We start from the raw sequence: 22146 nt of genomic DNA, 5'->3' as shown, positions 1-22146 counted from the left end.
GGTTTGGTTGAGGCAGCGGGATTCTCTTTTTATGATTTATTAGGAAAAAGAGAAGAGAAAGCTAGTTCTTCTAAGAATCGTTCAGAAAGATTAGCTACTGAAATCCCATTTTTCATTAAAGATGAGACCTCACTTCCTAAGAAGCTCTTACTGATTGATGACATTTATACAACAGGAGCGACTATTAATCGTGTGAAAAGACTTCTGGAAGAAGCAGGTGTTTTGGAAGTCAAAACTTTTTCCCTTGTAAGATGAGGAAAAATTTGCAAAATGAAAATGAAAGCGTTATAATATAGTTAGAAAAATAAAAATGTTTAGAAAGAAGGTACTTATATGATTAAATATAGTATCCGTGGTGAAAACCTAGAAGTAACAGAAGCAATTCGCAATTATGTAGTTTCTAAACTCGAAAAGATCGAAAAATATTTTCAACCTGAACAAGAGTTGGATGCACGTGTCAACTTGAAAGTTTACCGTGAAAAAACAGCAAAGGTTGAAGTAACGATTCCACTTGGATCAATTACCCTTCGTGCAGAAGATATTTCTCAAGATATGTATGGTTCTATCGATCTTGTAACAGATAAAATCGAACGTCAGATTCGTAAAAATAAAACAAAAATCGAACGCAAGAACAAAAATAAGGTTGCAACAAGCCAACTCTTTACAGATGCTCTAGTTGAAGATGCAAATGTTGTGCAGCCAAAAGTGGTTCGTTCAAAACAAATTGATTTGAAACCAATGGATTTGGAAGAAGCACTTCTTCAAATGGACTTGTTGGGACATGATTTCTTTATCTATGTTGATGTCGAAGATCAAACAACTAATGTTTTGTATCGTCGTGAAGATGGTGAAGTTGGTTTGTTAGAAGTTAAGGAATCATAAAATCTTGACAACTATGTAAAAGTGGTTTACAAAATTGTAAACCACTTTTGTATTGCATTATTATAAAAGGTATAAATGGGGGCAGTTATGAAAGACGTGGTGATTGTTTCGGCAGTACGAACTCCAATAGGCTCCTTTGGAGGAAGCTTGAAGAATGTTTCTGCTGTTGATTTGGGAGCTTTGGTTATTAAGAGTGCTTTGGAGAAGGCGAGTGTGAAACCAGAGCAGGTAGATGAAGTGATTATGGGGAATGTCCTAGGCGCTGGTTTAGGTCAAAACGTAGCTCGTCAAATGAGCGTTCATGCAGGACTTTCTGAATTTACACCAGCCTTTACCATCAATAAGGTTTGTGGTTCTGGTTTGAAGGCAGTGCAGTTGGCTGCTCAAGCGATTCGATGTGGCGATGCAGATATTATCGTAGCTGGTGGTGCAGAAAACATGAGTCAGGCACCATATGTTTTGCCAAGCTTCCGTTGGGGTGGTCGTATGGGAGATTCGAAAGTGGTGGATACCATGCTCAAGGATGGCTTGTCTGATGCCTTTAACGAATACCATATGGGGATTACAGCTGAGAATGTGGCTGAAGAATATGGTATTAGCCGAGATGCTCAAGATGCTCTTGCTTTGGAATCGCAAAAACGAGCAGTGGCAGCTATAGAATCTGGACGCTTTAAAGAAGAGATAGTGCCAGTTGTCATTCCTCAACGCAAAGGCGATCCTATCGTTTTTGATACAGATGAATATCCTAGAAAAGATGCTAGCTTAGAGAGTTTGTCTAAGCTAGATCCTGTTTTCAAAAAAGACGGTTCTGTCACAGCGGGAAATGCTTCCGGTATCAATGACGGGGCAGCGGCTGTCTTGGTCATGAGTGCTGAAAAAGCTGAAGAATTAGGACTCTCAGTGATTGCTCGCATTCGTTCGTATGCAAGTGCAGGTTTGGACCCTAAGATGATGGGATGTGGGCCGATTTATGCGACTCGCAAGGCTCTTGAAAAAGGCAATTTAACAATTGATGATCTCGACTTGATTGAGTCAAATGAAGCCTTTGCTGCCCAGGCTTGTGTGGTTGGGAAAACACTTGGCTTTAACACAGATATTGTCAACGTCAATGGTGGCGCCATTGCTCTTGGTCACCCAATTGGGGCTTCCGGTTGCCGTATCCTAGTAACGCTGGTACATGAGATGATGAAACGTGATGCTAAAACTGGGTTAGCAACTCTCTGTATCGGAGGAGGGATGGGGACTGCCCTTATCGTGGAACGTTAAGTGACAGTAACCAGAGTATATAGATGTGCAGGAAGGATGGTTAGCTTATCCTCCTTTTTGCAGTCAAACCATAAAAAAATCAATAAGGAAAAGGAGGCTTACCTCTTTTTAAAGGTCGCTTTTTAAGGGTTTTTGTGATATAATAATGCGCAAGAGGTTTAGAATGAAAAAAAATAATTTAATCCCGTTTTCTGCAGTCTGGCTAGGACTTGCAACTTTCGGAATCTTAACTTTGCTGATTATTTTTTCACATAATCTTGCTGTAACAATCACTGTTTTGTTTCTATTCGTACTGCTTTATCTGCTTTTATTTGTATGGCAAAAAAAACAGTATGAAAAGAGCGAAATTGAACAAATCCAATATGTAAATCATCAGGCAGAGGAGAGTTTGAATACGCTGCTTGAGCAAATGCCGGTGGGAGTCCTGAAATTAGACTTATCAAGCGGAGAAGTGGAATGGTTTAATCCTTATGCTGAGCTGATTTTAACTACTGAAGAAGGGGAAATGGATGTTGAGTTAATTCAAACCATCATCAAGGCTTCTGTTGGGAATCCAGGTTCGTATGCTACCTTGGGCGAAACACGATATGCTGTTCATATGGACAAGGCTTCGGGTGTTTTGTATTTCTTTGATGTTTCTGGAGAGTATGAAGCTACTGTCGAATTGGTAACTAGCCGTCCAGTCATTGGAGTCATCTCGGTAGATAACTATGATGATTTGGAGGATGCGACGTCTGACTCTGATATCAGCCATATCAATAGTTTTGTAGCCAATTTTGTTTCAGAATTTGCTAGTAAGTATGCCATGTTTTCTCGCCGTGTGGGGATGGATCGTTTTTATGTATTCACAGATTACACAGTACTAGAGGAATTGATGAATGACAAATTCTCTGTTATTGATACTTTCCGAGAAGAATCAAAACAGAGGCAATTACCCTTAACCTTAAGTATGGGATTTTCTTATGGTGATGGCAATCATGATGAGATAGGGAAAGTTGCTTTAAGGAATTTGAACTTAGCTGAGGTTCGTGGTGGGGACCAAGTCGTTGTCAAGGAAAATGATGAAACCAAGAACCCAGTCTATTTCGGTGGTGGTTCCGCAGCCTCTGTTAAGAGAACAAGAACACGTACGAGAGCCATGATGACAGCTATTTCAGATAAGATTCGCAGTGTGGATCAAGTCTTTGTAGTTGGTCATAAAAATCTGGATATGGATGCCTTGGGGTCTGCGGTCGGTATGCAGTTATTTTCGAGCAATATCACTGAAAATAGCTATGCTGTTTATGATGCAGAACAAATGTCGCCAGACATTGAGCGCGCCGTCAACTTCTTGGGGAAAGAAGGAGTCACCAAACTCTTGCCTCTTACAGATGCGATGAAGTTAGTTACAAACCGTTCATTATTGATTTTAGTGGATCATTCCAAGACGGCTTTGACCTTGTCAAAAGATTTTTATGATTTGTTCACTCAAACTATTGTTATTGACCATCATAGACGTGATCAGGATTTTCCAGAGAATGCAGTAATCACCTATATCGAAAGTGGAGCAAGTAGTGCGAGTGAGTTGGTCACAGAGTTGATTCAGTTCCAAAATTCTAAGAAAAATCGTTTGAGTCGTATGCAGGCCAGTGTTTTGATGGCTGGTATGATGCTGGATACCAAGAATTTCACATCTCGCGTGACGAGTCGAACCTTTGATGTGGCTAGCTATCTGAGAACACGTGGAAGTGATAGTATTGCTATCCAGGAGATTGCTGCGACAGATTTTGAAGAGTACCGTGAGGTAAATGAACTCATTTTACAAGGTCGTAAGTTGGGTTCAGATGTCTTAATTGCCCAAGCTAAGGATTCGACCACTTATGACACAGTTGTAATCAGTAAGGCTGCCGATGCTATGTTAGCTATGTCTGGCATTGAAGCCAGCTTCGTTCTGGCAAAAAACACACAAGGATTCATCTCTATCTCGGCTCGGAGCCGTAGTAAAATCAATGTGCAACGGATTATGGAAGAACTGGGCGGTGGTGGTCACTTTAACCTAGCTGCTGCGCAGATTAAGGATATGAGTCCATCAGAAGTTGGAGAAAAATTGACTCAACTTATTTTAGATGAACTAAAAGAAAAGGAGAAAGAAGAATGAAAGTAATCTTTTTAGCAGATGTCAAAGGAAAAGGGAAAAAAGGCGAAATCAAGGAAGTGCCAACTGGCTACGCTCAAAACTTCCTGATTAAAAAGAATTTGGCTAAGGAAGCGACTGCTCAGGCAATCGGTGAATTACGTGGAAAACAAAAATCAGAAGAAAAGGCTCATGCAGAGATGTTAGCAGAGGCAAGAGCCATCAAGGCCAAACTTGAAGCAGAAGAGACTGTCGTAGAGTTTGTTGAAAAAGTTGGACCAGATGGCCGTACCTTTGGATCCATCACCAACAAGAAAATTGCAGAAGAATTGCAAAAGCAGTTTGGTATCAATATTGACAAGCGTCACATTCAAGTAAAAGCACCAATTCGAGCAGTAGGTTTGATTGATGTACCAGTGAAAATCTACCAAGATGTTACAAGCGTCATCAATCTTCGTGTAAAAGAAGGTTAAGTTTACAACTTCTTGACAAGATTGTAAAAGGAAGGAAAGTCGGATGGCAGAAGTAGAGGAACTGCGAGTTCAACCTCAGGATATTTTGGCCGAACAATCTGTTCTGGGGGCTATTTTTATAGATGAGAGCAAACTCGTTTTTGTCCGAGAATATATTGATTCTCGAGACTTCTTTAAGTATGCTCATCGGTTGATCTTCCAAGCGATGGTTGATTTGTCAGATCGTGGGGAAGCGATCGATGCGACGACGGTTCGGACGATTTTGGATAGCCAAGGGGATCTCCAAAATATTGGTGGCTTGTCCTATCTTGTTGAAATTGTCAACTCTGTACCAACTTCAGCTAATGCGGAATATTATGCTAAAATCGTAGCGGAAAAGGCTATGCTACGTCGCTTGATTTCCAAGTTGACAGAGTCTGTCAACCAAGCCTATGAGGCTTCTAAGCCTGCAGATGAAATCATCTCTCAGGCTGAAAAGGGGCTCATTGATGTTAGCGAAAACGCCAATCGTAGTGGGTTCAAGAACATCCGAGATATTCTAAATATCAACTTTGGGAACCTAGAAGTTCGGTCACAACAAACAACGGATATCACCGGTATTGCAACGGGCTACCGTGATTTGGACCATATGACGACAGGTCTCCATGAGGAGGAATTAATTATTCTAGCGGCGCGACCAGCAGTTGGTAAGACGGCCTTTGCCTTGAATATTGCTCAGAACATTGGGACTAAGTTAGACAAGACAGTTGCTATCTTTTCACTGGAAATGGGTGCGGAAAGTCTAGTAGACCGTATGTTGGCTGCCGAAGGATTAGTGGAGTCCCATTCTATCCGTACAGGTCAATTGACTGATGAGGAGTGGCAAAAGTATACCATTGCTCAAGGGAACCTAGCCAACGCGAGTATCTATATCGATGACACACCAGGGATTCGGATCACGGAAATTCGTTCTCGCTCACGCAAACTAGCTCAAGAAACGGGCAATCTAGGCTTGATTTTGATTGACTACCTACAGCTTATCACAGGGACTGGTCGTGAGAACCGCCAACAAGAAGTCTCTGAAATTTCTCGTCAGTTGAAAATTCTAGCCAAGGAATTGAAAGTTCCAGTCATTGCTCTCAGTCAGTTATCCCGTGGAGTGGAACAGCGACAGGATAAGAGACCGGTCTTGTCTGATATTCGTGAATCGGGTTCTATCGAGCAGGATGCAGATATCGTAGCTTTTCTATACCGTGACGACTACTACGATCGTGCGGGTGAAGAAGAGGAAGGAATTCCAAATAACAAGGTTGAGGTTATCATCGAGAAAAACCGTAGTGGAGCTCGTGGAACGGTGGAATTGATTTTCCAAAAAGAATACAATAAATTTTCAAGTATCTCAAAGAGGGAGGCATAAGATGTCAGATGCATTTACAGATGTAGCCAAGATGAAAAAAATCAAAGAAGAAATCAAGGCGCATGAGGGACAAGTCGTTGAAATGACTTTGGAGAATGGCCGTAAGCGCCAAAAAAATAGATTGGGTAAGCTAATTGAGGTTTATCCATCTCTATTTATCGTTGAATTTGGGGATGTTGAGGGAGATAAACAAGCTAATGTTTACGTTGAATCCTTCACCTACTCAGATATCTTGACAGAAAAGAATTTGATTCGCTATCTAGACCAAGGATCTTAAAATGAAGTGAGCTTTGCTCACTTTTTTCTTTTTCTCCCGAATAGTATAAAGGAGGGTAACCTCAGAAATTTATATTATTAAGGAGAATGAATGACGTTTTTAAAATCAGGAGTTAAGAAGAGCAGATATATGCAGTTGGGTGTAGGGTTGGCCACATTGTTGGTTACGAGTGCTTTTTTGTTTGGTGGTGAATCGGTTCAGGCTGACAGTGTAGCGCGTGGAGATGACTACCCACTTCATTATAAAAATGGTAGTGTGGAAATCGATCAGTGGCGGATGTATTCTCGCCAGTGTACATCTTTTGCAGCCTTTCGTTTGAGTAGTGTAAATGGCTTTGAGATTCCTCCTGCCTATGGAAATGCGAATGAATGGGGACATCGTGCAAGGCGAGAAGGCTACCGTGTGGATACTAAGCCAGAAGTTGGGGCTATTGCATGGTCGACAGAAGGTTATTATGGGCACGTGGCTTGGGTATCAAATGTGTCAGGGGATACGATTGAGATCGAAGAGTATAACTATGGAGTTAGGGAGAAGTATAATCGTCGCAGCGTAAAAGCTAGCTCTATGACAGGCTTTATCCATTTTAAGGACTTGGTAGGGAATGGTGGTAGAACTGGAAATCCTGTCAGGTCAGGGCTGGCGTCTAGTGGGACTCATACGTTTACTCAAAAATCCGCCATTAGAAACCAGCCGTCAAGTACAGGACAAGTTATTGACTACTACTATCCTGGTGAAAATGTTTTCTACGATCAAATCGTAGAAAAGGAAGGTTATAAGTGGCTTAGTTACCTGTCCTATAGTGGAACGAGGAGATACGTCCAGTATATGGAAACAGAATCGGTGGAGAATGGTTGGAAGAAGCAAAACGGTATTTGGAATTACCGTGAAAACGGGAAACTCGTAACTGGTTGGAAGAAAATAAATGGCAGTTGGTATCACTTCAAAGAAAACGGGACTATGTCAACAGGTTGGGTAAAGGATGGCTCGCATTGGTACTATCTAAAGGCATCGGGAGAGATGCAGATAGGATGGCTCAAGGAAAATGGAACATGGTATTATTTGGAGAGTTCAGGGGCTATGAAGTCTAGCCAGTGGTTCCAAGTAGGAGGAAAGTATTACTACGTCAATGCTTCGGGGGCTTTAGCAGTGAATACCACTGTGGATGGCTATCGAGTGGATAGTAATGGAGCTAGAATCTAGAAAGAATATAAAAAAGAGAACTTCACTACCATTTGCCTATTCTTTCCAATGGTATTTTTCCCTGCTTTCCTTTATAATGGGTGTATGGACAAGAAAAAATTATTATTAATTGATGGATCTTCTGTTGCTTTTCGAGCTTTTTTTGCGCTCTATCAGCAGTTGGATCGTTTTAAAAATGCTAATGGTCTTCATACCAATGCAATCTACGGCTTTCAACTCATGTTGAATCATGTCTTAGAACGGGTTGAGCCTAGTCATGTTTTGGTAGCCTTTGATGCAGGAAAAACGACTTTCCGTACAGAGATGTATGCAGACTACAAGGGTGGTCGTGCTAAAACTCCAGATGAGTTTCGTGAGCAATTTCCCTTCATTCGTGAGTTGCTAGACCATCTTGGGATTCGACACTATGAGTTGCCTCAGTATGAAGCCGATGATATCATCGGGACCCTAGGTCGCTTGGCTGAGAAAGATTCCTTCAATGTGACAATCGTTAGCGGAGATAAGGATTTGATCCAGTTGACGGATGAGCATACGGTGGTCGAGATTTCCAAGAAAGGTGTGGCTGAGTTTGAGGCCTTTACACCCGAGTACCTCATGGAAAAAATGGGACTCACACCAGCCCAGTTTATTGACCTCAAGGCTCTTATGGGGGATAAGTCTGATAATATCCCTGGTGTCACGAAAATCGGTGAAAAGACGGGTATCAAGCTCTTGCTGGAGCATGGCTCGCTCGAGGGTATTTATGAAAATATCGATGGGATGAAGGCTTCTAAGATGAAGGACAATCTCATCAATGATAAAGAACAAGCCTTTTTATCGAAAACATTAGCGACCATTGAGACTCAGGCACCGATTGAAATTGGACTAGATGATTTGGTTTATAATGGTCCAGATGTGGAAAATCTCGGGAAATTCTACGATGAGATGGGCTTCAAACAGCTCAAGCAAGCTCTAAATGTGTCATCAACGGATGCGCCTGAAAGTTTGGATTTCACTATCGTTGACCACGTCAGTCAAGACATGCTGAGCGCAGACTCTATCTTCCACTTTGAACTCTTTGGTGAGAACTACCATACAGATGACTTGGTTGGTTTTGCTTGGTCTTGTGGGGATAAACTTTACGCTACAGACAAACTTGAGCTCTTGCAGGAGCCAATTCTCAAGGAATTTTTAGAAAAAACACCTCTGAAAGTGTATGACTTTAAGAAAGCTAAAGTTCTTTTAAATCGTTTGGGCTTGAATCTCCAGGCACCTGCTTTTGACAGTCGCTTGGCCAAATACCTCCTCTCTACTGTCGAGAACAATGAGATCTCAACCATTGCTAGTCTCTATGGCCAGACTTACTTGGTCGATGATGAGACTTTTTACGGCAAGGGTGTCAAGAAAGCTATCCCTGAGAGAGAGAAATTCTTGGAGCATTTGGCTCGCAAGGTTGCAGTATTGGTTGAGACTGAGCCGGTTTTACTTGAAAAACTCAGTGAACATGGGCAGTTAGATCTTCTCTATGACATGGAGCAACCTCTGGCTTTTGTCCTTGCCAAGATGGAAATTGCTGGGATCAAGGTCAAAAAAGAAACCCTACTTGAGATGCAGGCTGAAAATGAGGTCGTCATTGAGCAACTCACTCAAGAGATTTACGAACTGGCTGGTGAGGAGTTTAATATCAACTCGCCTAAACAGTTGGGCGTTCTTCTCTTTGAAAAACTCGGTCTTCCTCTAGAGTACACCAAGAAAACCAAGACAGGTTACTCGACAGCCGTGGATGTGCTAGAGCGACTGGCTCCTATTGCGCCGATTGTTAAGAAAATCCTAGACTATCGTCAGATTGCTAAGATTCAGTCAACTTATGTGATTGGTTTGCAAGACTGGATTTTGGATGATGGCAAGATTCACACGCGCTATGTGCAGGATTTGACTCAGACTGGGCGTTTGTCTAGTGTGGATCCAAACTTGCAAAATATTCCTGTGCGTTTGGGGCAAGGTCGTCTCATTCGTAAGGCTTTTGTACCTGAGTGGGAGGATAGTGTCCTTCTCAGCTCGGACTATTCACAGATTGAATTGCGCGTTTTGGCTCATATTTCTAAGGATGAGCATCTGATTAAGGCCTTTCAAGAGGGAGCAGATATCCATACCTCGACGGCCATGCGGGTCTTTGGAATTGAACGCCCTGAAGATGTGACTCCAAACGACCGTCGTAATGCCAAGGCGGTTAACTTCGGAGTGGTTTACGGGATTTCAGATTTTGGTTTGTCTAATAATCTGGGCATCAGCCGTAAGGAAGCAAAAGCCTACATTGACACTTACTTTGAACGCTTCCCAGGTATTAAAAACTACATGGATGAAGTGGTGCGTGAGGCGCGTGATAAGGGCTATGTAGAGACTCTCTTCAAGCGTCGTCGTGAGTTGCCAGATATCAATTCGCGCAACTTCAACATTCGTGGTTTTGCGGAGCGGACTGCCATCAACTCTCCTATCCAGGGTTCGGCAGCAGATATTCTTAAGATTGCTATGATTCAGCTAGACAAGGCTCTAGTTGAAGGTGGTTATCAGACCAAGATGCTGTTGCAAGTGCACGATGAAATCGTCCTTGAGGTTCCGAAATCAGAACTAGCAGCCGTCAAAGTACTGGTGAAACAAACTATGGAAGAAGCCATCCAGCTCAGTGTTCCCCTCATCGCAGATGAGAATGAAGGTGCAACTTGGTACGAGGCCAAATAAGAAAGCTATGATAGAGTTTGAAGTACCTGCCTTCAAACTCTTTTTCATATTTTTCTGTAAGCAGTTTCCTTGACTTATCCTTGCTTTTGCGTTATCATATATCCATATAAGATACGGGAGTCTGTGTACAGTCTGAGAGGAAGTGTTAAACTTCGACCGCACCTGATCTGGGTAATGCCAGCGTAGGGAAGGATACTTGGCCGAATTCTGCACCTTTTCCGTATATATGGGAAAGGTTTTCTTTTTGTCAAAAGGAAGTCTGAGAAAAGGAGGTTTTTATGAAAGCAAGCATTGCCTTGCAAGTCTTGCCCTTGTCACAAGGGATTGACCGGATCGCTATTATCGATCAGGTGATTGCTTATCTGCAAGCTCAATCTGTGACTATGGTGGTGACACCCTTTGAAACGGTCTTGGAAGGAGAATTTGATGAGCTCATGCGCATTCTCAAAGAAGCGTTAGAAGTGGCAGGGCAGGAGGCGGATAATGTCTTTGCCAATGTCAAAATAAATGTAGGAGAGATTTTAAGCATTGATGAGAAACTTGAAAAGTATGATGAGACGACAGATTAGTCTATTGGGTTTTCTAGGAGTCTTGTCGGTCTGGCAGTTAGCGGGAATATTCAAACTTTTACCCAAGTTTATCCTGCCAACTCCTTTTGAAATTCTCAAGGCCTTTGTTCGTGATAGAGAATTTCTCTGGCACCATAGCTGGGCGACCTTGAGAGTGGCTTTGCTGGGGCTGGTTTTAGGAGTCTTGATTGCTTGCCTCATGGCTGTGCTCATGGACAGTCTGACTTGGCTCAATGACCTGATTTACCCTATGATGGTGGTTGTTCAGACTATCCCGACCATTGCCATAGCTCCTATCTTGGTCTTGTGGCTAGGATATGGGATTTTGCCTAAGATTGTCTTGATAATCCTGACAACAACCTTCCCTATCATCGTTAGTATTTTGGATGGATTTAGGCATTGTGACAAGGATATGCTGACCTTGTTTAGTTTGATGCGGGCAAAACCTTGGCAAATCCTGTGGCATTTTAAAATCCCTGTCAGTCTGCCCTACTTTTATGCAGGTCTGAGGGTCAGTGTCTCTTACGCCTTTATCACAACAGTGGTATCTGAGTGGTTGGGAGGCTTTGAAGGACTAGGTGTCTACATGATTCAGTCCAAGAAACTGTTTCAGTATGATACCATGTTTGCTATTATTATTCTGGTGTCGATTATCAGCCTTTTGGGTATGAAATTGGTCGGTATTAGTGAAAAATATGTGATTAAATGGAAACGTTCATAGAATAAGAATGTTTCAAAAAAGAAAAGAGGAAATGAAAATGAAAAAAACATGGAAAGTGTTTTTAACGCTTGTAACAGCTCTTGTAGCTGTCGTACTTGTGGCTTGTGGCCAAGGAACAGCTTCTAAGGACAACAAAGAAGCAGAACTCAAGAAGATTGACTTTATCCTAGATTGGACACCAAATACCAACCACACAGGGCTGTATGTTGCCAAGGAAAAAGGCTATTTTAAAGAAGCTGGAGTAGATGTTGATTTGAAATTGCCACCAGAAGAAAGTTCTTCTGACTTGGTGATCAATGGCAAGGCGCCATTTGCAGTGTACTTCCAAGACTATATGGCTAAAAAATTGGAAAAAGGGGCAGAAATCACTGCCGTTGCCGCTATCGTTGAGCACAATACATCAGGGATCATCTCACGTAAATCTGACAATGTCACCAGTCCAAAGGACTTGGTTGGCAAGAAATACGGAACTTGGAATGACCCAACGGAGCTTGCTATGTTGAAAACCTTGGTAGAATCACAAGGTGGAGACTTTGAGAAGGTCGAAAAAGTACCAAACAACGACTCAAACTCAATTACACCGATTGCCAATGGCGTCTTTGACACTGCTTGGATCTACTACGGTTGGGACGGTATCCTTGCCAAATCTCAGGGCGTAGACGCTAACTTCATGTACTTGAAAGATTATGTCAAAGAGTTTGACTACTACTCACCCGTTATCATCGCTAACAACGACTATCTAAAAGACAACAAGGAAGAAGCTCGCAAAGTTATCCAAGCTATCAAAAAAGGCTACCAATATGCCATGGAACATCCAGAAGAAGCAGCCGATATCCTTATCAAGAATGCACCTGAACTCAAGGAAAAACGTGACTTTGTCATCGAATCTCAAAAATACTTGTCAAAAGAATACGCAAGCGACAAGGAAAAATGGGGTCAATTTGATGCAGCTCGCTGGAATGCCTTCTACAAATGGGATAAAGAAAATGGTATCCTTAAAGAAGATTTGACAGACAAAGGCTTCACCAACGAATTTGTGAAATAATGACAGAAATTAGACTAGAACACGTCAGTTATGCCTATGGTCAAGATAGGATTTTAGAGGACATTAACCTGCAGGTGACTTCAGGTGAAGTGGTTTCTATCCTAGGTCCAAGTGGTGTTGGAAAGACCACCCTCTTTAACCTAATCGCTGGGATTTTAGAAGTCCAGTCTGGGCGAATTGTCCTTGATGGCGAGGAGAATCCTAAGGGGCGCGTGAGTTATATGTTGCAAAAGGATCTTCTCTTGGAGCACAAGACCGTTCTTGGTAATATCATTTTGCCCCTCTTGATTCAAAAAGTGGATAAGGCGGAAGCCATTGCCCGCGCGGATGAAATTCTTGCAACCTTTCAGTTGACGGCGGTACGGGACAAGTATCCCCATGAACTTAGTGGGGGGATGCGTCAGCGTGTGGCCTTGCTTCGTACCTATCTTTTTGGGCACAAGCTCTTTCTCTTGGATGAGGCCTTTAGCGCCTTGGATGAGATGACCAAGATGGAACTCCATGCTTGGTATCTGGAGATTCACAAACAGCTACAGCTGACGACCTTGATCATCACGCATAGTATTGAAGAGGCCCTCAATCTCAGTGACCGCATCTATATCTTGAAAAATCGTCCTGGGAAAATTGTCTCAGAAATTAAACTAGATTGGTCTGAAGACGAGGACAAGGAAGTCCAAAAGATTGCCTACAAACGTCAAATCTTAGCAGAATTGGGATTAGATAAGTAGAAAAATAGGGAGTTGGTGAAGATTATCCTTTACCAGCGTCCTTTTTCTTTAAAAAATGGGAATAAGGATATCTTGTTACTTGCAGGAGGATGTTAAAAGGACTATAATGAGAATGTAGTACAGAGGCATATACTTTTAAAAAAGGAGACTGTATTCATGGCAAAAAATGATTATTGGGTAGTTGTGTATAAAATCCTTAATTATTATTTTCAGAAAATGAAGCATGGAGAGTCAGCCGATGAAAATGAAATAAACGCTTCCGTTCTGGAAATCCCCCACCGGTATTTAATGGATGTCTATCGTAATTTATTTGATGATGGATTTTTGACAGGTACTTGTGTTACTGGAGATATGTCCGGAGATGTTTATATTGAGTATTTGTCTCTTGTCAGGATTACGACCAAAGGTATTGGATATTTAGAGGACAATTCTAAAATGAAACAGGCTTATAAAATTTTGAAAGAAATAAAAGACTGGCTTCCTGGAATGTAGCATTTAAAGTACTTTTCTTATACTTAGTTACTAGTAAATATGAACTATCGTAAAAGTTATAGCAGTCATGTTTTGAGACAATTCACAATACAATTGGTTAATATAGATAAGCAGATCTGGAGGTATACGATACATTTACCTATAGAAGATTAAATTCTGTATTGAAACTGAAAAAATTTTTGCAAATACACACGATTTGGTGTGCTTATTTATATAAGAAGACACAATATATAGTACTTGACAAGTATGGTATAATAGTATATAGGATACCATATTTAGTTTAGAGATTTTCATAGGGGGATTACATAGTTGGAGTGGCTAAACTTATTTAAGGATTTTTTTGGGCTAAATGTACCATTAGCTATTTGTATTCTAGTAGCATTAGGGATATATAATATTTTTTCCAAACTACTAGAAGAACGGCGTAAAGATTATGACATGACCTTTAAAAGCCAAGCTAGATTAATTGAGGAACTAAACAAAACAATTTCTGATAGAGATCAGAGAATATCTGATTTGGAAAAATTGCTTGATAATAAAAGGAGGTAGAATAAAATGGGAATAATTTTGTTTTTAATAATTGTTGCATCACTTGTTTTGCTCTTTTATATTAGAGATACAAAAAAACATAAAAAAATGATTGCATATAATCTCCTATATACTCATTTTCAAGAAAAATATATAATAAAAGATGCAATTTGTAAGTATGAAGATAAATATCCAGCTCTAACAAAAGTTGTATTGTCATTTGTAGAAGCTCAGTTAGATGTTTCAATGATAGTAGAAAATTCTAAAAAGGTTGAAGGTTCGTTGCAGCAACAGTTAGATAAAGAATTAGATGAAATAATAGAATCTAAAAATAATGAGGAATTATTGCAAGTAATTCACTGGTATTTTTTAGCTTGTATTGCAATTTCATCTCTTAGAACTCGTGAGAGTATAGATATTATCAAGAAGGACTCTATTGATTTTGAGGATAAGCCGATATCAAAATCAGATGTAAAGGGTAATTATTGTTTTGCATAATATATAGTCCTGTGAGTTAAACCTCACAGGATTTTTCATTCTAGTAGTAAAAAAGGCACGTCTTGCCTGCTGAACTCGTCAATATTACGCCCTTTTCAGGGCTCTTTTTTGTGGACTTTTTTAGGGACTTTCAAGAAAAACTAAGGCGATTTAATGCCAAAGTGTTTTTTAAAAAAGTCAGTATTTCCAATGGTTGAGCCTTTAAAATTTGACTTATAGAGTGTTAAATGATAGTATAGTCAAAGATAGTCAAGGTTCAAAGAAGGAGTTTGATTTACTATGAGATTTAAAAATACATCAGATCATATCGAAGCCTATATCAAGGCGATATTAGACCAGTCTGGTATCGTGGAATTGCAACGGAGCCAGTTGGCAGATACCTTTCAGGTTGTGCCAAGTCAGATCAACTATGTCATCAAGACACGTTTTACTGAAAGCAGAGGATACTTGGTTGAGAGCAAGCGTGGTGGCGGAGGCTACATTCGCATCGGACGGATTGAATTTTCCAATCATCATGAGATGCTCCGCGATTTGCTTTACTCGATTGGTGAGCGAGTTAATCAGGAGATCTATGAGGATATTCTCCAGCTTTTGGTGGAGCAGGACTTGATGACCAAGCAAGAGATGACCTTGCTGACTTCAGTAGCAACAGATCGTGTCCTAGGGGAAGAATCTTCAGTTGTCCGTGCCAATATGCTCCGACAGCTATTACAAGAGGTAGATAGAAAAGAGAAGTAAGATGAACTATTCAAAAGCATTGAATGAATGTATCGAAAGTGCCTACATGGTTGCGAGCCATTTTGGAGCCCGTTATTTAGAGTCTTGGCATCTATTGATTGCCATGTCTAATCACAGTTATAGTGTGGCAGGGGCGACTTTAAATGATTATCCTTATGAAATGGACCGTTTAGAAGAGGTTGCGTTGGAACTGACTGAAACCGACTATAGCCAAGATGAAACCTTTACGGAATTGCCTTTTTCTCATCGTTTGGAGGTTCTCTTTGCAGAAGCAGAGTATGTGGCCTCAGTGGCTCATGCTAAGGTGCTAGGGACAGAACATGTCCTCTATGCGATTTTGCATGATGGTAATGCCTTGGCAACTCGCATCTTGGAGAGAGCGGGCTTCTCTTATGAAGACCAGAAAGATCAGGTCAGAATTGCTGCTCTTCGTCGCAATCTAGAAGAGCGTGCAGGATGGACTAGAGAAGATCTTAAGGCTTTGCGTCAACGCCATCGCACAGTAACTGACAAGCAAAATTCTATGGCAAATATGATGGGAATGCCTCAAGCTCAAAGTGGTGGTCTAGAGGATTACACGCATGACCTGACGGAGCAAGCGCGTTCTGGCAAGTTAGAGCCAGTTATCGGTCGTGACAAGGAAATCTCACGTATGATTCAGATTTTGAGTCGAAAGACCAAGAACAATCCGGTCTTGGTTGGTGATGCGGGTGTCGGGAAAACAGCTCTGGCACTTGGACTTGCTCAGCGTATTGCTAGTGGGAATGTACCAGCTGAAATGGCAAAGATGCGCGTGTTAGAGCTGGATTTGATGAATGTCGTTGCGGGGACACGTTTTCGTGGTGACTTTGAAGAGCGTATGAACAACATCATCAAGGATATCGAGGAAGATGGCAAAGTGATCCTCTTTATCGATGAACTCCACACCATCATGGGTTCTGGTAGCGGTATTGACTCGACTCTGGATGCGGCCAATATCTTGAAGCCAGCCTTAGCTCGCGGAACTCTGAGAACGGTTGGTGCAACCACTCAGGAAGAATACCAAAAACACATCGAAAAAGATGCAGCTCTCTCTCGTCGTTTTGCAAAAGTGACGATTGAAGAGCCAAGTCTAGCTGACAGTATGACTATTTTGCAAGGTTTGAAGGCTACCTATGAGAAACACCACCGTGTGCAAATCACAGATGAAGCTGTTGAAACGGCTGTCAAGATGGCGCATCGTTACTTGACTAGTCGTCACTTACCAGACTCTGCCATCGATCTATTGGATGAAGCAGCAGCAACAGTGCAAAACAAATCCAAACAGGTGAAAGTAGACGAATCCGACTTGAGTCCAGCTGATAAGGCTTTGATGGATGGCAAGTGGAAACAAGCTGCCCAGTTAATCGCAAAAGAGCAGGAAGTCCCTGTCTATAAAGATTTGGTAACAGAATCTGAAATTTTGACTACCTTGAGTCGCTTGTCAGGTATCCCAGTCCAAAAACTGACGCAAACGGATGCTAAGAAATATCTGAACTTGGAAGCGGAACTACACAAACGTGTCATCGGCCAAGATAAAGCTGTTTCAAGTATTAGCCGTGCCATTCGTCGCAACCAGTCAGGTATTCGCAGTCACAAGCGTCCGATTGGTTCCTTTATGTTCCTAGGGCCGACAGGAGTCGGTAAGACCGAATTGGCCAAGGCTCTGGCAGAAGTTCTCTTTGATGACGAATCAGCCCTTATCCGCTTTGATATGAGTGAGTATATGGAGAAATTCGCAGCTAGCCGTCTCAATGGAGCTCCTCCGGGCTATGTAGGCTACGAAGAAGGTGGGGAGTTGACCGAGAAGGTTCGCAACAAACCTTACTCTGTGCTCCTCTTTGACGAGGTAGAAAAGGCCCACCCAGACATCTTTAATGTCCTCTTGCAGGTTCTGGACGACGGTGTTTTGACAGATAGCAAGGGACGCAAGGTGGACTTTTCGAATACCATTATCATCATGACGTCAAACCTTGGTGCAACAGCCCTTCGTGATGACAAGACTGTTGGTTTTGGGGCTAAGGATATTCGTTTTGACCAGGAAAATATGGAAAAACGCATGTTTGAAGAGTTGAAAAAAGCTTATCGACCAGAGTTTATCAACCGTATTGATGAAAAGGTGGTCTTCCACAGTTTGGATAGCGAACACATGCAAGAAATTGTCAAGATTATGGTGAAACCTTTAGTAGCAAGTTTGGCTGAAAAAGGCATTGACTTGAAATTACAAACTTCCGCACTGAAATTGTTGGCAAATCAAGGATATGACCCAGAGATGGGAGCTCGTCCACTTCGCAGAACTCTGCAAACAGAGGTGGAAGACAAGTTGGCAGAACTTCTTCTTAAGGGGGAACTAGTAGCAGGCAAGACCCTCAAGATTGGTGTCAAAGCTGGTCAATTAAAATTTGATATTGCATAAAAATGGAGAATCAGGAGAGGTCCTGATTCTTTTTTGTTACTTTTTTATAAAAAATGATAAAAAACTATTGACAAAACAAAAATATAGTATATAATAAAAACATAGAAAATAAAAATATCAAAAATTATAAAAAGGTAGAACGTTTATGAAAAAGAAAACAGCAGTGGTATTTGGGACCTTTGCCCCTCTCCATCAGGGACATATCGATCTGATCCAGCGAGCGAAGCGCCAGTGTGATCAGGTCTGGGTAGTCGTTTCAGGCTATGAGGGAGACAGAGGGGAGCAGATAGGCTTAACTCTTCAAAAACGATTTCGCTATATCCGAGAGGCTTTTCGTGATGACGAGTTGACCTCTGTCTGCAAGCTGGATGAGACCAACCTTCCCCGTTACCCTATGGGCTGGCAGGAGTGGTTGGACCAGATGTTAGTGGAGATTTCCTATGATGAAACCCAGCAAGAACTAATCTTCTTTGTGGGAGAAGAAGAATACCAGCAAGAGCTAGCTAAACGTGGATTTGGCACCGTCTTGCAAGAAAGAAAGTTTGGTATCTCAGCGACTATGATTCGAGAAAATCCAAGCAAATATTGGAAATACATTGCTCAACCCTTCCGTCGTCAGTTCACAAAGAAAGTGTTGATCATGGGAAGTGCCAGTAATGGGAAGACAACTCTAGCCAAGGATTTGGCAAGGTATTACGATGCGCCTGTTAGTCTGGAATATGCGCGTGAGTACCAGATTAAAAACAACGTCCGCGACGATGAATTGACTCCAAAGGATTACTACTATCTCCTTTTAGGGCAGTATGACCAGACCTCAAAGCTAATCGATAGCAATGCCAATCGAGGCCTAGTGATAGCCGATACCAACTCCTTGGTAACCAAGGGCTACTATGACTATTACATGGAGACTGAGGACCAAGGGGACTTATCAGGAGAAACCTTTGACAATCTCTTCGCCTCTATCTTGGCCAAGGAAAAATGGGATTTGATTCTCTTTGTGCAGCCTGTCGGCTCCTATGTCAATGATGGATTTAGAGATATGACCATGGCAGAAGACCACATTCGCTACAGTTTTTCCCAGCATTTGGATCAGATGAGGGAGCGATATTTAACGACCATTCCTTTAGTTTATCTGGCTGAGGATTACTTAGGCAATTATGAAGCAGCAAAAGTGGCTATTGATGCCATTTACCAAGCAGATTAGGAGAAAATGATGAAAAAACTAACTGAAAAAATCACACAATTTATCGAAAACTTTAAAAATGTCCATGCAGAAGCCCGCAAGATCGGTTTTGCAGGAATCATGCGCTTGCTATGGAAAGATCTCTTTGTCGGCCGTAGCCTTTTCCAGTGGTTGTATCTCATTGCCCTGTCAAGTGTTCCCTTGATCTTGGAATTCACGCAAAATACGCAAAGTCATGATTGGCTCAGCTTGTTTGCATCTTGGACTGGGATTGTCTGTGTTATCCTAGTAGCAGAAGGGCGTGCAAGTAATTATCTCTTTGGGGCCATTAACTCGGCAATCTACTTGATCTTGGCCATGAATGCGACTTTTTATGGAGAAGTCTTGACGACTGTTTACTTCTTTGTCATGCAGCCGATTGGTCTCTATGCTTGGCTGTCCAATCGTATCAATGACCAAGAAAAACCAGAAGAATCCCACTTTGAAGCTAAGAAATTATCTGTGCTTGACTGGCTCAAGTACTTGGCCTTGACTGCCATTATCTGGATTGGTATGGGCTTGGCTTATCAAAGTATCAATAGCGCTCGCCCTTTCCGTGATAGTGTTACCGATGCGACCAATGGTGTTGGTCAGCTCTTGATGACACGTCTCTACCGTGAACAATGGATTTTCTGGATTGCAACAAATCTCTTTAGTATTTATCTCTGGTGGGGTGAAAATATCCACATCCAAGGGATGTACTGGGTTTACACACTTAACAGTCTAGTGGGTTGGTACCAATGGACCAAGGCAGTTCGAAAGGAGGCATAAGATGGCAGATACGATGATTCCAGCTGGGATGACGGAAAAAGAATATTATGAAATCCATGCCAGTCAGGAGGAGTTTTTAGACTGGTACTACAAGCAGGAACTCCCTCAATATGAAAAACCAAGTGTGACAGTAGATATGGTAGCCTACTGCTTTGTTGAAGGAAAGATCAAGCTCTTGCTGATTCGTCGCAAGGCTCACCCCTATCAGAACTGTTTGGCTTTGGTTGGAGGCTTTATGGATAAGGGAGAAGATGCTGCACATGCCTGTCAACGCGAGGTGAGAGAAGAAGTCAATCTGGATCTACCTTTGGAAAAAATCGAGCAATTAATGACCGTATCAACCCCTGGGCGTGACCCACGGGGCTGGACAGTGACCATTGCTCACTTGGTGTACCTGCCTAGTCGTGCCCTAGACCTCGTTCAGGCAGGAGACGATGCCAAGGATGTGGTTTTCGTAGATGTCAATTTTCAGACAGGCAAATGCTTCCTAGAGGGAGTTGAGCTGGAGGAGCAAGCCTTCGCATTTGACCATTATGCCATTATCCAAGAATCCATCAAACGAATCCAAGGCCGTCTCGACTGGAACCCGACCTTCCTCTATCTGTTGGAGGAGGAGTTCACCGTCTACGAAGGAACCGAACTGGTCAACCTCATCAACCCCGGTCGCCCAATCGTTAGCAATAACTTTCTTGTAAAATACGGCGAATATGTAGAAGAAGTCGGACTCAAACGAGTACCCAAAAAGAAACCAAGAAAAACCTATCGATTGAAATAAAAAACGAGGCCGGGAAGAGTTCCCGACCTCTTTATCTACCATCATGAGATGGCTTTCCGTTGCGACTGTTTTAGGGATGGCTATCTTTCTTAGGATCACTCAATATGTGAGTAAAGAAGTCTTTGTATCGATACTTGAGATAGTTCTCATGTAAAAATAACAAAGCGATATAGACAATCATAAAGATTGTAGTCAGATAGAAGACATCAAATGCAGTTCGCGTATAGTAAGTGGCTGTTTGATAAGAGCCAATAGCTCCCAAAATCAACCAAGGAAGATACTTGTAATACTTATTTAGCATAAGGGTGCACCTCCTATATTCTATTTCAATGTTATTATATTCCTTTGTCTAACACAATACAAGCGATTACATAGGAGCGATGCAAAAAATAGGACTCTAATCGAAGAAATTTTCTATTTTTTTGTTTCAATTACGAATAGAAATAGTAGAAAGAAATTTTTTAAAATAGTTTCTCTAAATAGTTGACAGATCCAAGGCCCAATGTTACAATTATATTACAAAAAGATTTCTCAACATTTCAAAAGTGTTACAAAGGAGCGGAAAAATGAAAAAGAAAACCTATATCAAATTGATGGCAGCGACTGTATTGGCTTCTACCTTGCTACTGGGGGCTTGTGGAAATAAAAACGAAACCACTCAAACCAGCAGCTCTGCCAAGACAAGTCAATCATCAAGTTCTAAAGCAGCTTCTTCTAGCAAAGAAAGCCAGACTCAAAAATCTTCAAGCTCAGCTTCATCTGAAAAGGCTCAGGCATCTTCTGGTCAGTCTTCTACAACGGCAGATCAGTCACAAGCGAAACCAGCACCTGAATCAAGACAAGAACAAGCAGCTCCTAGTCAACAAGCCCCTTCTCAGGCTCCATCAACTCAGCAAGGCTCTCAAGACCAGTCTAACCAGTCAGGCTACGATCCAACAACTGACCGCCAACTTCAAGACAAGCAAGCAGAACACAACAAACGCTACAAGGGTGTTTTAACCATGGTCGATGGTGATTTCTCAGCAGCTGCAGGTAACTGGAAGGGAGCGAATGGCGAAACTATTACAGTTTCATCAGGGGGCCAATTTACAGTAGAAACTGCAGATGGAAAGAAAGAAAACTATTCTATCAGAGGCTACTCTTACACTCTTGATGATGGTAAGTATAATGCCAAAATCGGTGGAGGAAAAATCATCCAAATTACAACAGGTGCGGATGGTAAAGTTTCCAGCGTTGCCTTGATTCAATAATAGTACCTAGGTTTTCCTAGGATCTAAAAAAACCGTAAACTCCAAGGGCA

23 protein-coding genes are annotated in these 22146 nt (G+C 41.8%); 22 read left to right on the top strand and 1 reads right to left on the bottom strand.

Annotated elements, in window-relative coordinates:
* The 21 genes from SORDD16_RS02390 to SORDD16_RS02290 all read left to right on the top strand — a co-directional run.
* A partial coding sequence (locus tag SORDD16_RS02390) for a ComF family protein (RefSeq protein ID WP_164966473.1) occupies positions 1-255 on the top strand: 255 nt, incomplete at its 5' end.
* A gap of 78 nt (positions 256-333) precedes the next feature.
* Complete coding sequence (gene hpf, locus SORDD16_RS02385; protein ID WP_000599119.1) at positions 334-882, top strand: ribosome hibernation-promoting factor, HPF/YfiA family; 549 nt, start codon at positions 334-336, stop codon at positions 880-882.
* A gap of 87 nt (positions 883-969) precedes the next feature.
* A complete protein-coding gene (locus tag SORDD16_RS02380; RefSeq protein ID WP_061452221.1) occupies positions 970-2148 on the top strand; it encodes an acetyl-CoA C-acetyltransferase in 1179 nt (392 codons plus the stop codon).
* 163 nt (positions 2149-2311) lie between these two features.
* Positions 2312-4285 (top strand): DHH family phosphoesterase, encoded by a 1974-nt coding sequence (locus SORDD16_RS02375; protein WP_061452220.1) that lies wholly within the window; start codon positions 2312-2314, stop codon positions 4283-4285.
* The gene (gene rplI / locus SORDD16_RS02370; RefSeq protein WP_000864206.1) at positions 4282-4734 is read left to right on the top strand and encodes a 50S ribosomal protein L9; all 453 of its coding nucleotides are present in this window, start codon (positions 4282-4284) and stop codon (positions 4732-4734) included. Before SORDD16_RS02375 ends, rplI begins: the two co-directional genes overlap by 4 nt.
* A 43-nt stretch (positions 4735-4777) precedes the next feature.
* Positions 4778-6130 (top strand): replicative DNA helicase, encoded by a 1353-nt coding sequence (gene dnaB, locus SORDD16_RS02365; protein WP_061452219.1) that lies wholly within the window; start codon positions 4778-4780, stop codon positions 6128-6130.
* Position 6131: 1 nt separating this feature from the next.
* Positions 6132-6407, top strand: a complete 276-nt coding sequence (locus tag SORDD16_RS02360) for a Veg family protein (protein ID WP_061452218.1) — start codon at positions 6132-6134, stop codon at positions 6405-6407.
* Between the two features lie 90 nt (positions 6408-6497).
* A complete protein-coding gene (locus SORDD16_RS02355) occupies positions 6498-7607 on the top strand; it encodes an SH3 domain-containing protein (RefSeq protein WP_061452217.1) in 1110 nt (369 codons plus the stop codon).
* A gap of 84 nt (positions 7608-7691) precedes the next feature.
* Positions 7692-10325 carry a DNA polymerase I gene (gene polA, locus SORDD16_RS02350; protein ID WP_061452277.1) on the top strand — a complete coding sequence of 878 codons (2634 nt, stop codon included), beginning with the start codon at positions 7692-7694 and terminating at the stop codon, positions 10323-10325.
* Positions 10326-10603: 278 nt separating this feature from the next.
* The gene (locus tag SORDD16_RS02345; protein WP_000647673.1) at positions 10604-10894 is read left to right on the top strand and encodes a thiamine-binding protein; all 291 of its coding nucleotides are present in this window, start codon (positions 10604-10606) and stop codon (positions 10892-10894) included.
* A complete protein-coding gene (locus SORDD16_RS02340) occupies positions 10857-11615 on the top strand; it encodes an ABC transporter permease (protein WP_164966472.1) in 759 nt (252 codons plus the stop codon). The genes SORDD16_RS02345 and SORDD16_RS02340 overlap by 38 nt, the downstream gene beginning before the upstream one ends.
* A 37-nt stretch (positions 11616-11652) precedes the next feature.
* Positions 11653-12660, top strand: a complete 1008-nt coding sequence (locus SORDD16_RS02335; RefSeq protein ID WP_061452276.1) for an ABC transporter substrate-binding protein — start codon at positions 11653-11655, stop codon at positions 12658-12660.
* On the top strand, positions 12660-13388 hold the full coding sequence (locus tag SORDD16_RS02330) for an ABC transporter ATP-binding protein (protein WP_061452216.1): 729 nt from the start codon (positions 12660-12662) through the stop codon (positions 13386-13388). Before SORDD16_RS02335 ends, SORDD16_RS02330 begins: the two co-directional genes overlap by 1 nt.
* A 156-nt stretch (positions 13389-13544) precedes the next feature.
* Positions 13545-13880, top strand: a complete 336-nt coding sequence (locus SORDD16_RS02325; RefSeq protein ID WP_061452215.1) for a YjcQ family protein — start codon at positions 13545-13547, stop codon at positions 13878-13880.
* 309 nt (positions 13881-14189) lie between these two features.
* Positions 14190-14429 (top strand): hypothetical protein, encoded by a 240-nt coding sequence (locus tag SORDD16_RS02320; protein ID WP_061452214.1) that lies wholly within the window; start codon positions 14190-14192, stop codon positions 14427-14429.
* Positions 14430-14435: 6 nt separating this feature from the next.
* The gene (locus tag SORDD16_RS02315; protein ID WP_061452213.1) at positions 14436-14906 is read left to right on the top strand and encodes a hypothetical protein; all 471 of its coding nucleotides are present in this window, start codon (positions 14436-14438) and stop codon (positions 14904-14906) included.
* Between the two features lie 279 nt (positions 14907-15185).
* On the top strand, positions 15186-15644 hold the full coding sequence (locus SORDD16_RS02310) for a CtsR family transcriptional regulator (protein ID WP_061419241.1): 459 nt from the start codon (positions 15186-15188) through the stop codon (positions 15642-15644).
* A gap of 1 nt (position 15645) precedes the next feature.
* Positions 15646-18078: an ATP-dependent Clp protease ATP-binding subunit gene (locus SORDD16_RS02305; protein ID WP_061452212.1), complete on the top strand. Its 2433-nt coding sequence runs from the start codon at positions 15646-15648 to the stop codon at positions 18076-18078.
* A 145-nt stretch (positions 18079-18223) separates the two neighbouring features.
* Positions 18224-19282, top strand: a complete 1059-nt coding sequence (locus SORDD16_RS02300; RefSeq protein ID WP_061452211.1) for an AAA family ATPase — start codon at positions 18224-18226, stop codon at positions 19280-19282.
* 9 nt (positions 19283-19291) lie between these two features.
* Positions 19292-20071: a nicotinamide riboside transporter PnuC gene (pnuC, locus tag SORDD16_RS02295; RefSeq protein ID WP_061452210.1), complete on the top strand. Its 780-nt coding sequence runs from the start codon at positions 19292-19294 to the stop codon at positions 20069-20071.
* Between the two features lies 1 nt (position 20072).
* Positions 20073-20846, top strand: coding sequence for an NUDIX domain-containing protein (locus tag SORDD16_RS02290; RefSeq protein ID WP_061452209.1), 774 nt, complete (start codon positions 20073-20075; stop codon positions 20844-20846).
* Between the two features lie 70 nt (positions 20847-20916).
* Here the strand turns inward: SORDD16_RS02290 and SORDD16_RS02285 are convergent, their stop codons facing one another.
* Positions 20917-21147 carry a hypothetical protein gene (locus tag SORDD16_RS02285; RefSeq protein ID WP_061452208.1) on the bottom strand — a complete coding sequence of 77 codons (231 nt, stop codon included), beginning with the start codon at positions 21145-21147 and terminating at the stop codon, positions 20917-20919.
* Positions 21148-21412: 265 nt separating this feature from the next.
* Here SORDD16_RS02285 and SORDD16_RS02280 point away from each other — a divergent pair, with 265 nt between their 5' ends.
* Positions 21413-22096, top strand: coding sequence for a hypothetical protein (locus SORDD16_RS02280; RefSeq protein WP_061452207.1), 684 nt, complete (start codon positions 21413-21415; stop codon positions 22094-22096).
* The last annotated feature ends 50 nt before the right edge of the window (positions 22097-22146 follow it).

It is taken from the genome of Streptococcus oralis (genome assembly GCF_001578945.1).
Lineage (GTDB): Bacteria > Bacillota > Bacilli > Lactobacillales > Streptococcaceae > Streptococcus > Streptococcus oralis_Q.
This window is presented reverse-complemented; position numbering and strand designations above follow the sequence as displayed.

Coding starts and splice junctions, on each gene's coding strand:
- hpf (WP_000599119.1), top strand. CDS start 334: ATGATTAAATATAGTATCCGTGGTGAAAACCTAGAAGTAACAGAAGCA.
- SORDD16_RS02380 (WP_061452221.1), top strand. CDS start 970: ATGAAAGACGTGGTGATTGTTTCGGCAGTACGAACTCCAATAGGCTCC.
- SORDD16_RS02375 (WP_061452220.1), top strand. CDS start 2,312: ATGAAAAAAAATAATTTAATCCCGTTTTCTGCAGTCTGGCTAGGACTT.
- rplI (WP_000864206.1), top strand. CDS start 4,282: ATGAAAGTAATCTTTTTAGCAGATGTCAAAGGAAAAGGGAAAAAAGGC.
- dnaB (WP_061452219.1), top strand. CDS start 4,778: ATGGCAGAAGTAGAGGAACTGCGAGTTCAACCTCAGGATATTTTGGCC.
- SORDD16_RS02360 (WP_061452218.1), top strand. CDS start 6,132: ATGTCAGATGCATTTACAGATGTAGCCAAGATGAAAAAAATCAAAGAA.
- SORDD16_RS02355 (WP_061452217.1), top strand. CDS start 6,498: ATGACGTTTTTAAAATCAGGAGTTAAGAAGAGCAGATATATGCAGTTG.
- polA (WP_061452277.1), top strand. CDS start 7,692: ATGGACAAGAAAAAATTATTATTAATTGATGGATCTTCTGTTGCTTTT.
- SORDD16_RS02345 (WP_000647673.1), top strand. CDS start 10,604: ATGAAAGCAAGCATTGCCTTGCAAGTCTTGCCCTTGTCACAAGGGATT.
- SORDD16_RS02340 (WP_164966472.1), top strand. CDS start 10,857: ATGAGAAACTTGAAAAGTATGATGAGACGACAGATTAGTCTATTGGGT.
- SORDD16_RS02335 (WP_061452276.1), top strand. CDS start 11,653: ATGAAAAAAACATGGAAAGTGTTTTTAACGCTTGTAACAGCTCTTGTA.
- SORDD16_RS02330 (WP_061452216.1), top strand. CDS start 12,660: ATGACAGAAATTAGACTAGAACACGTCAGTTATGCCTATGGTCAAGAT.
- SORDD16_RS02325 (WP_061452215.1), top strand. CDS start 13,545: ATGGCAAAAAATGATTATTGGGTAGTTGTGTATAAAATCCTTAATTAT.
- SORDD16_RS02315 (WP_061452213.1), top strand. CDS start 14,436: ATGGGAATAATTTTGTTTTTAATAATTGTTGCATCACTTGTTTTGCTC.
- SORDD16_RS02310 (WP_061419241.1), top strand. CDS start 15,186: ATGAGATTTAAAAATACATCAGATCATATCGAAGCCTATATCAAGGCG.
- SORDD16_RS02305 (WP_061452212.1), top strand. CDS start 15,646: ATGAACTATTCAAAAGCATTGAATGAATGTATCGAAAGTGCCTACATG.
- SORDD16_RS02300 (WP_061452211.1), top strand. CDS start 18,224: ATGAAAAAGAAAACAGCAGTGGTATTTGGGACCTTTGCCCCTCTCCAT.
- pnuC (WP_061452210.1), top strand. CDS start 19,292: ATGAAAAAACTAACTGAAAAAATCACACAATTTATCGAAAACTTTAAA.
- SORDD16_RS02290 (WP_061452209.1), top strand. CDS start 20,073: ATGGCAGATACGATGATTCCAGCTGGGATGACGGAAAAAGAATATTAT.
- SORDD16_RS02285 (WP_061452208.1), bottom strand. CDS start 21,147: ATGCTAAATAAGTATTACAAGTATCTTCCTTGGTTGATTTTGGGAGCT.
- SORDD16_RS02280 (WP_061452207.1), top strand. CDS start 21,413: ATGAAAAAGAAAACCTATATCAAATTGATGGCAGCGACTGTATTGGCT.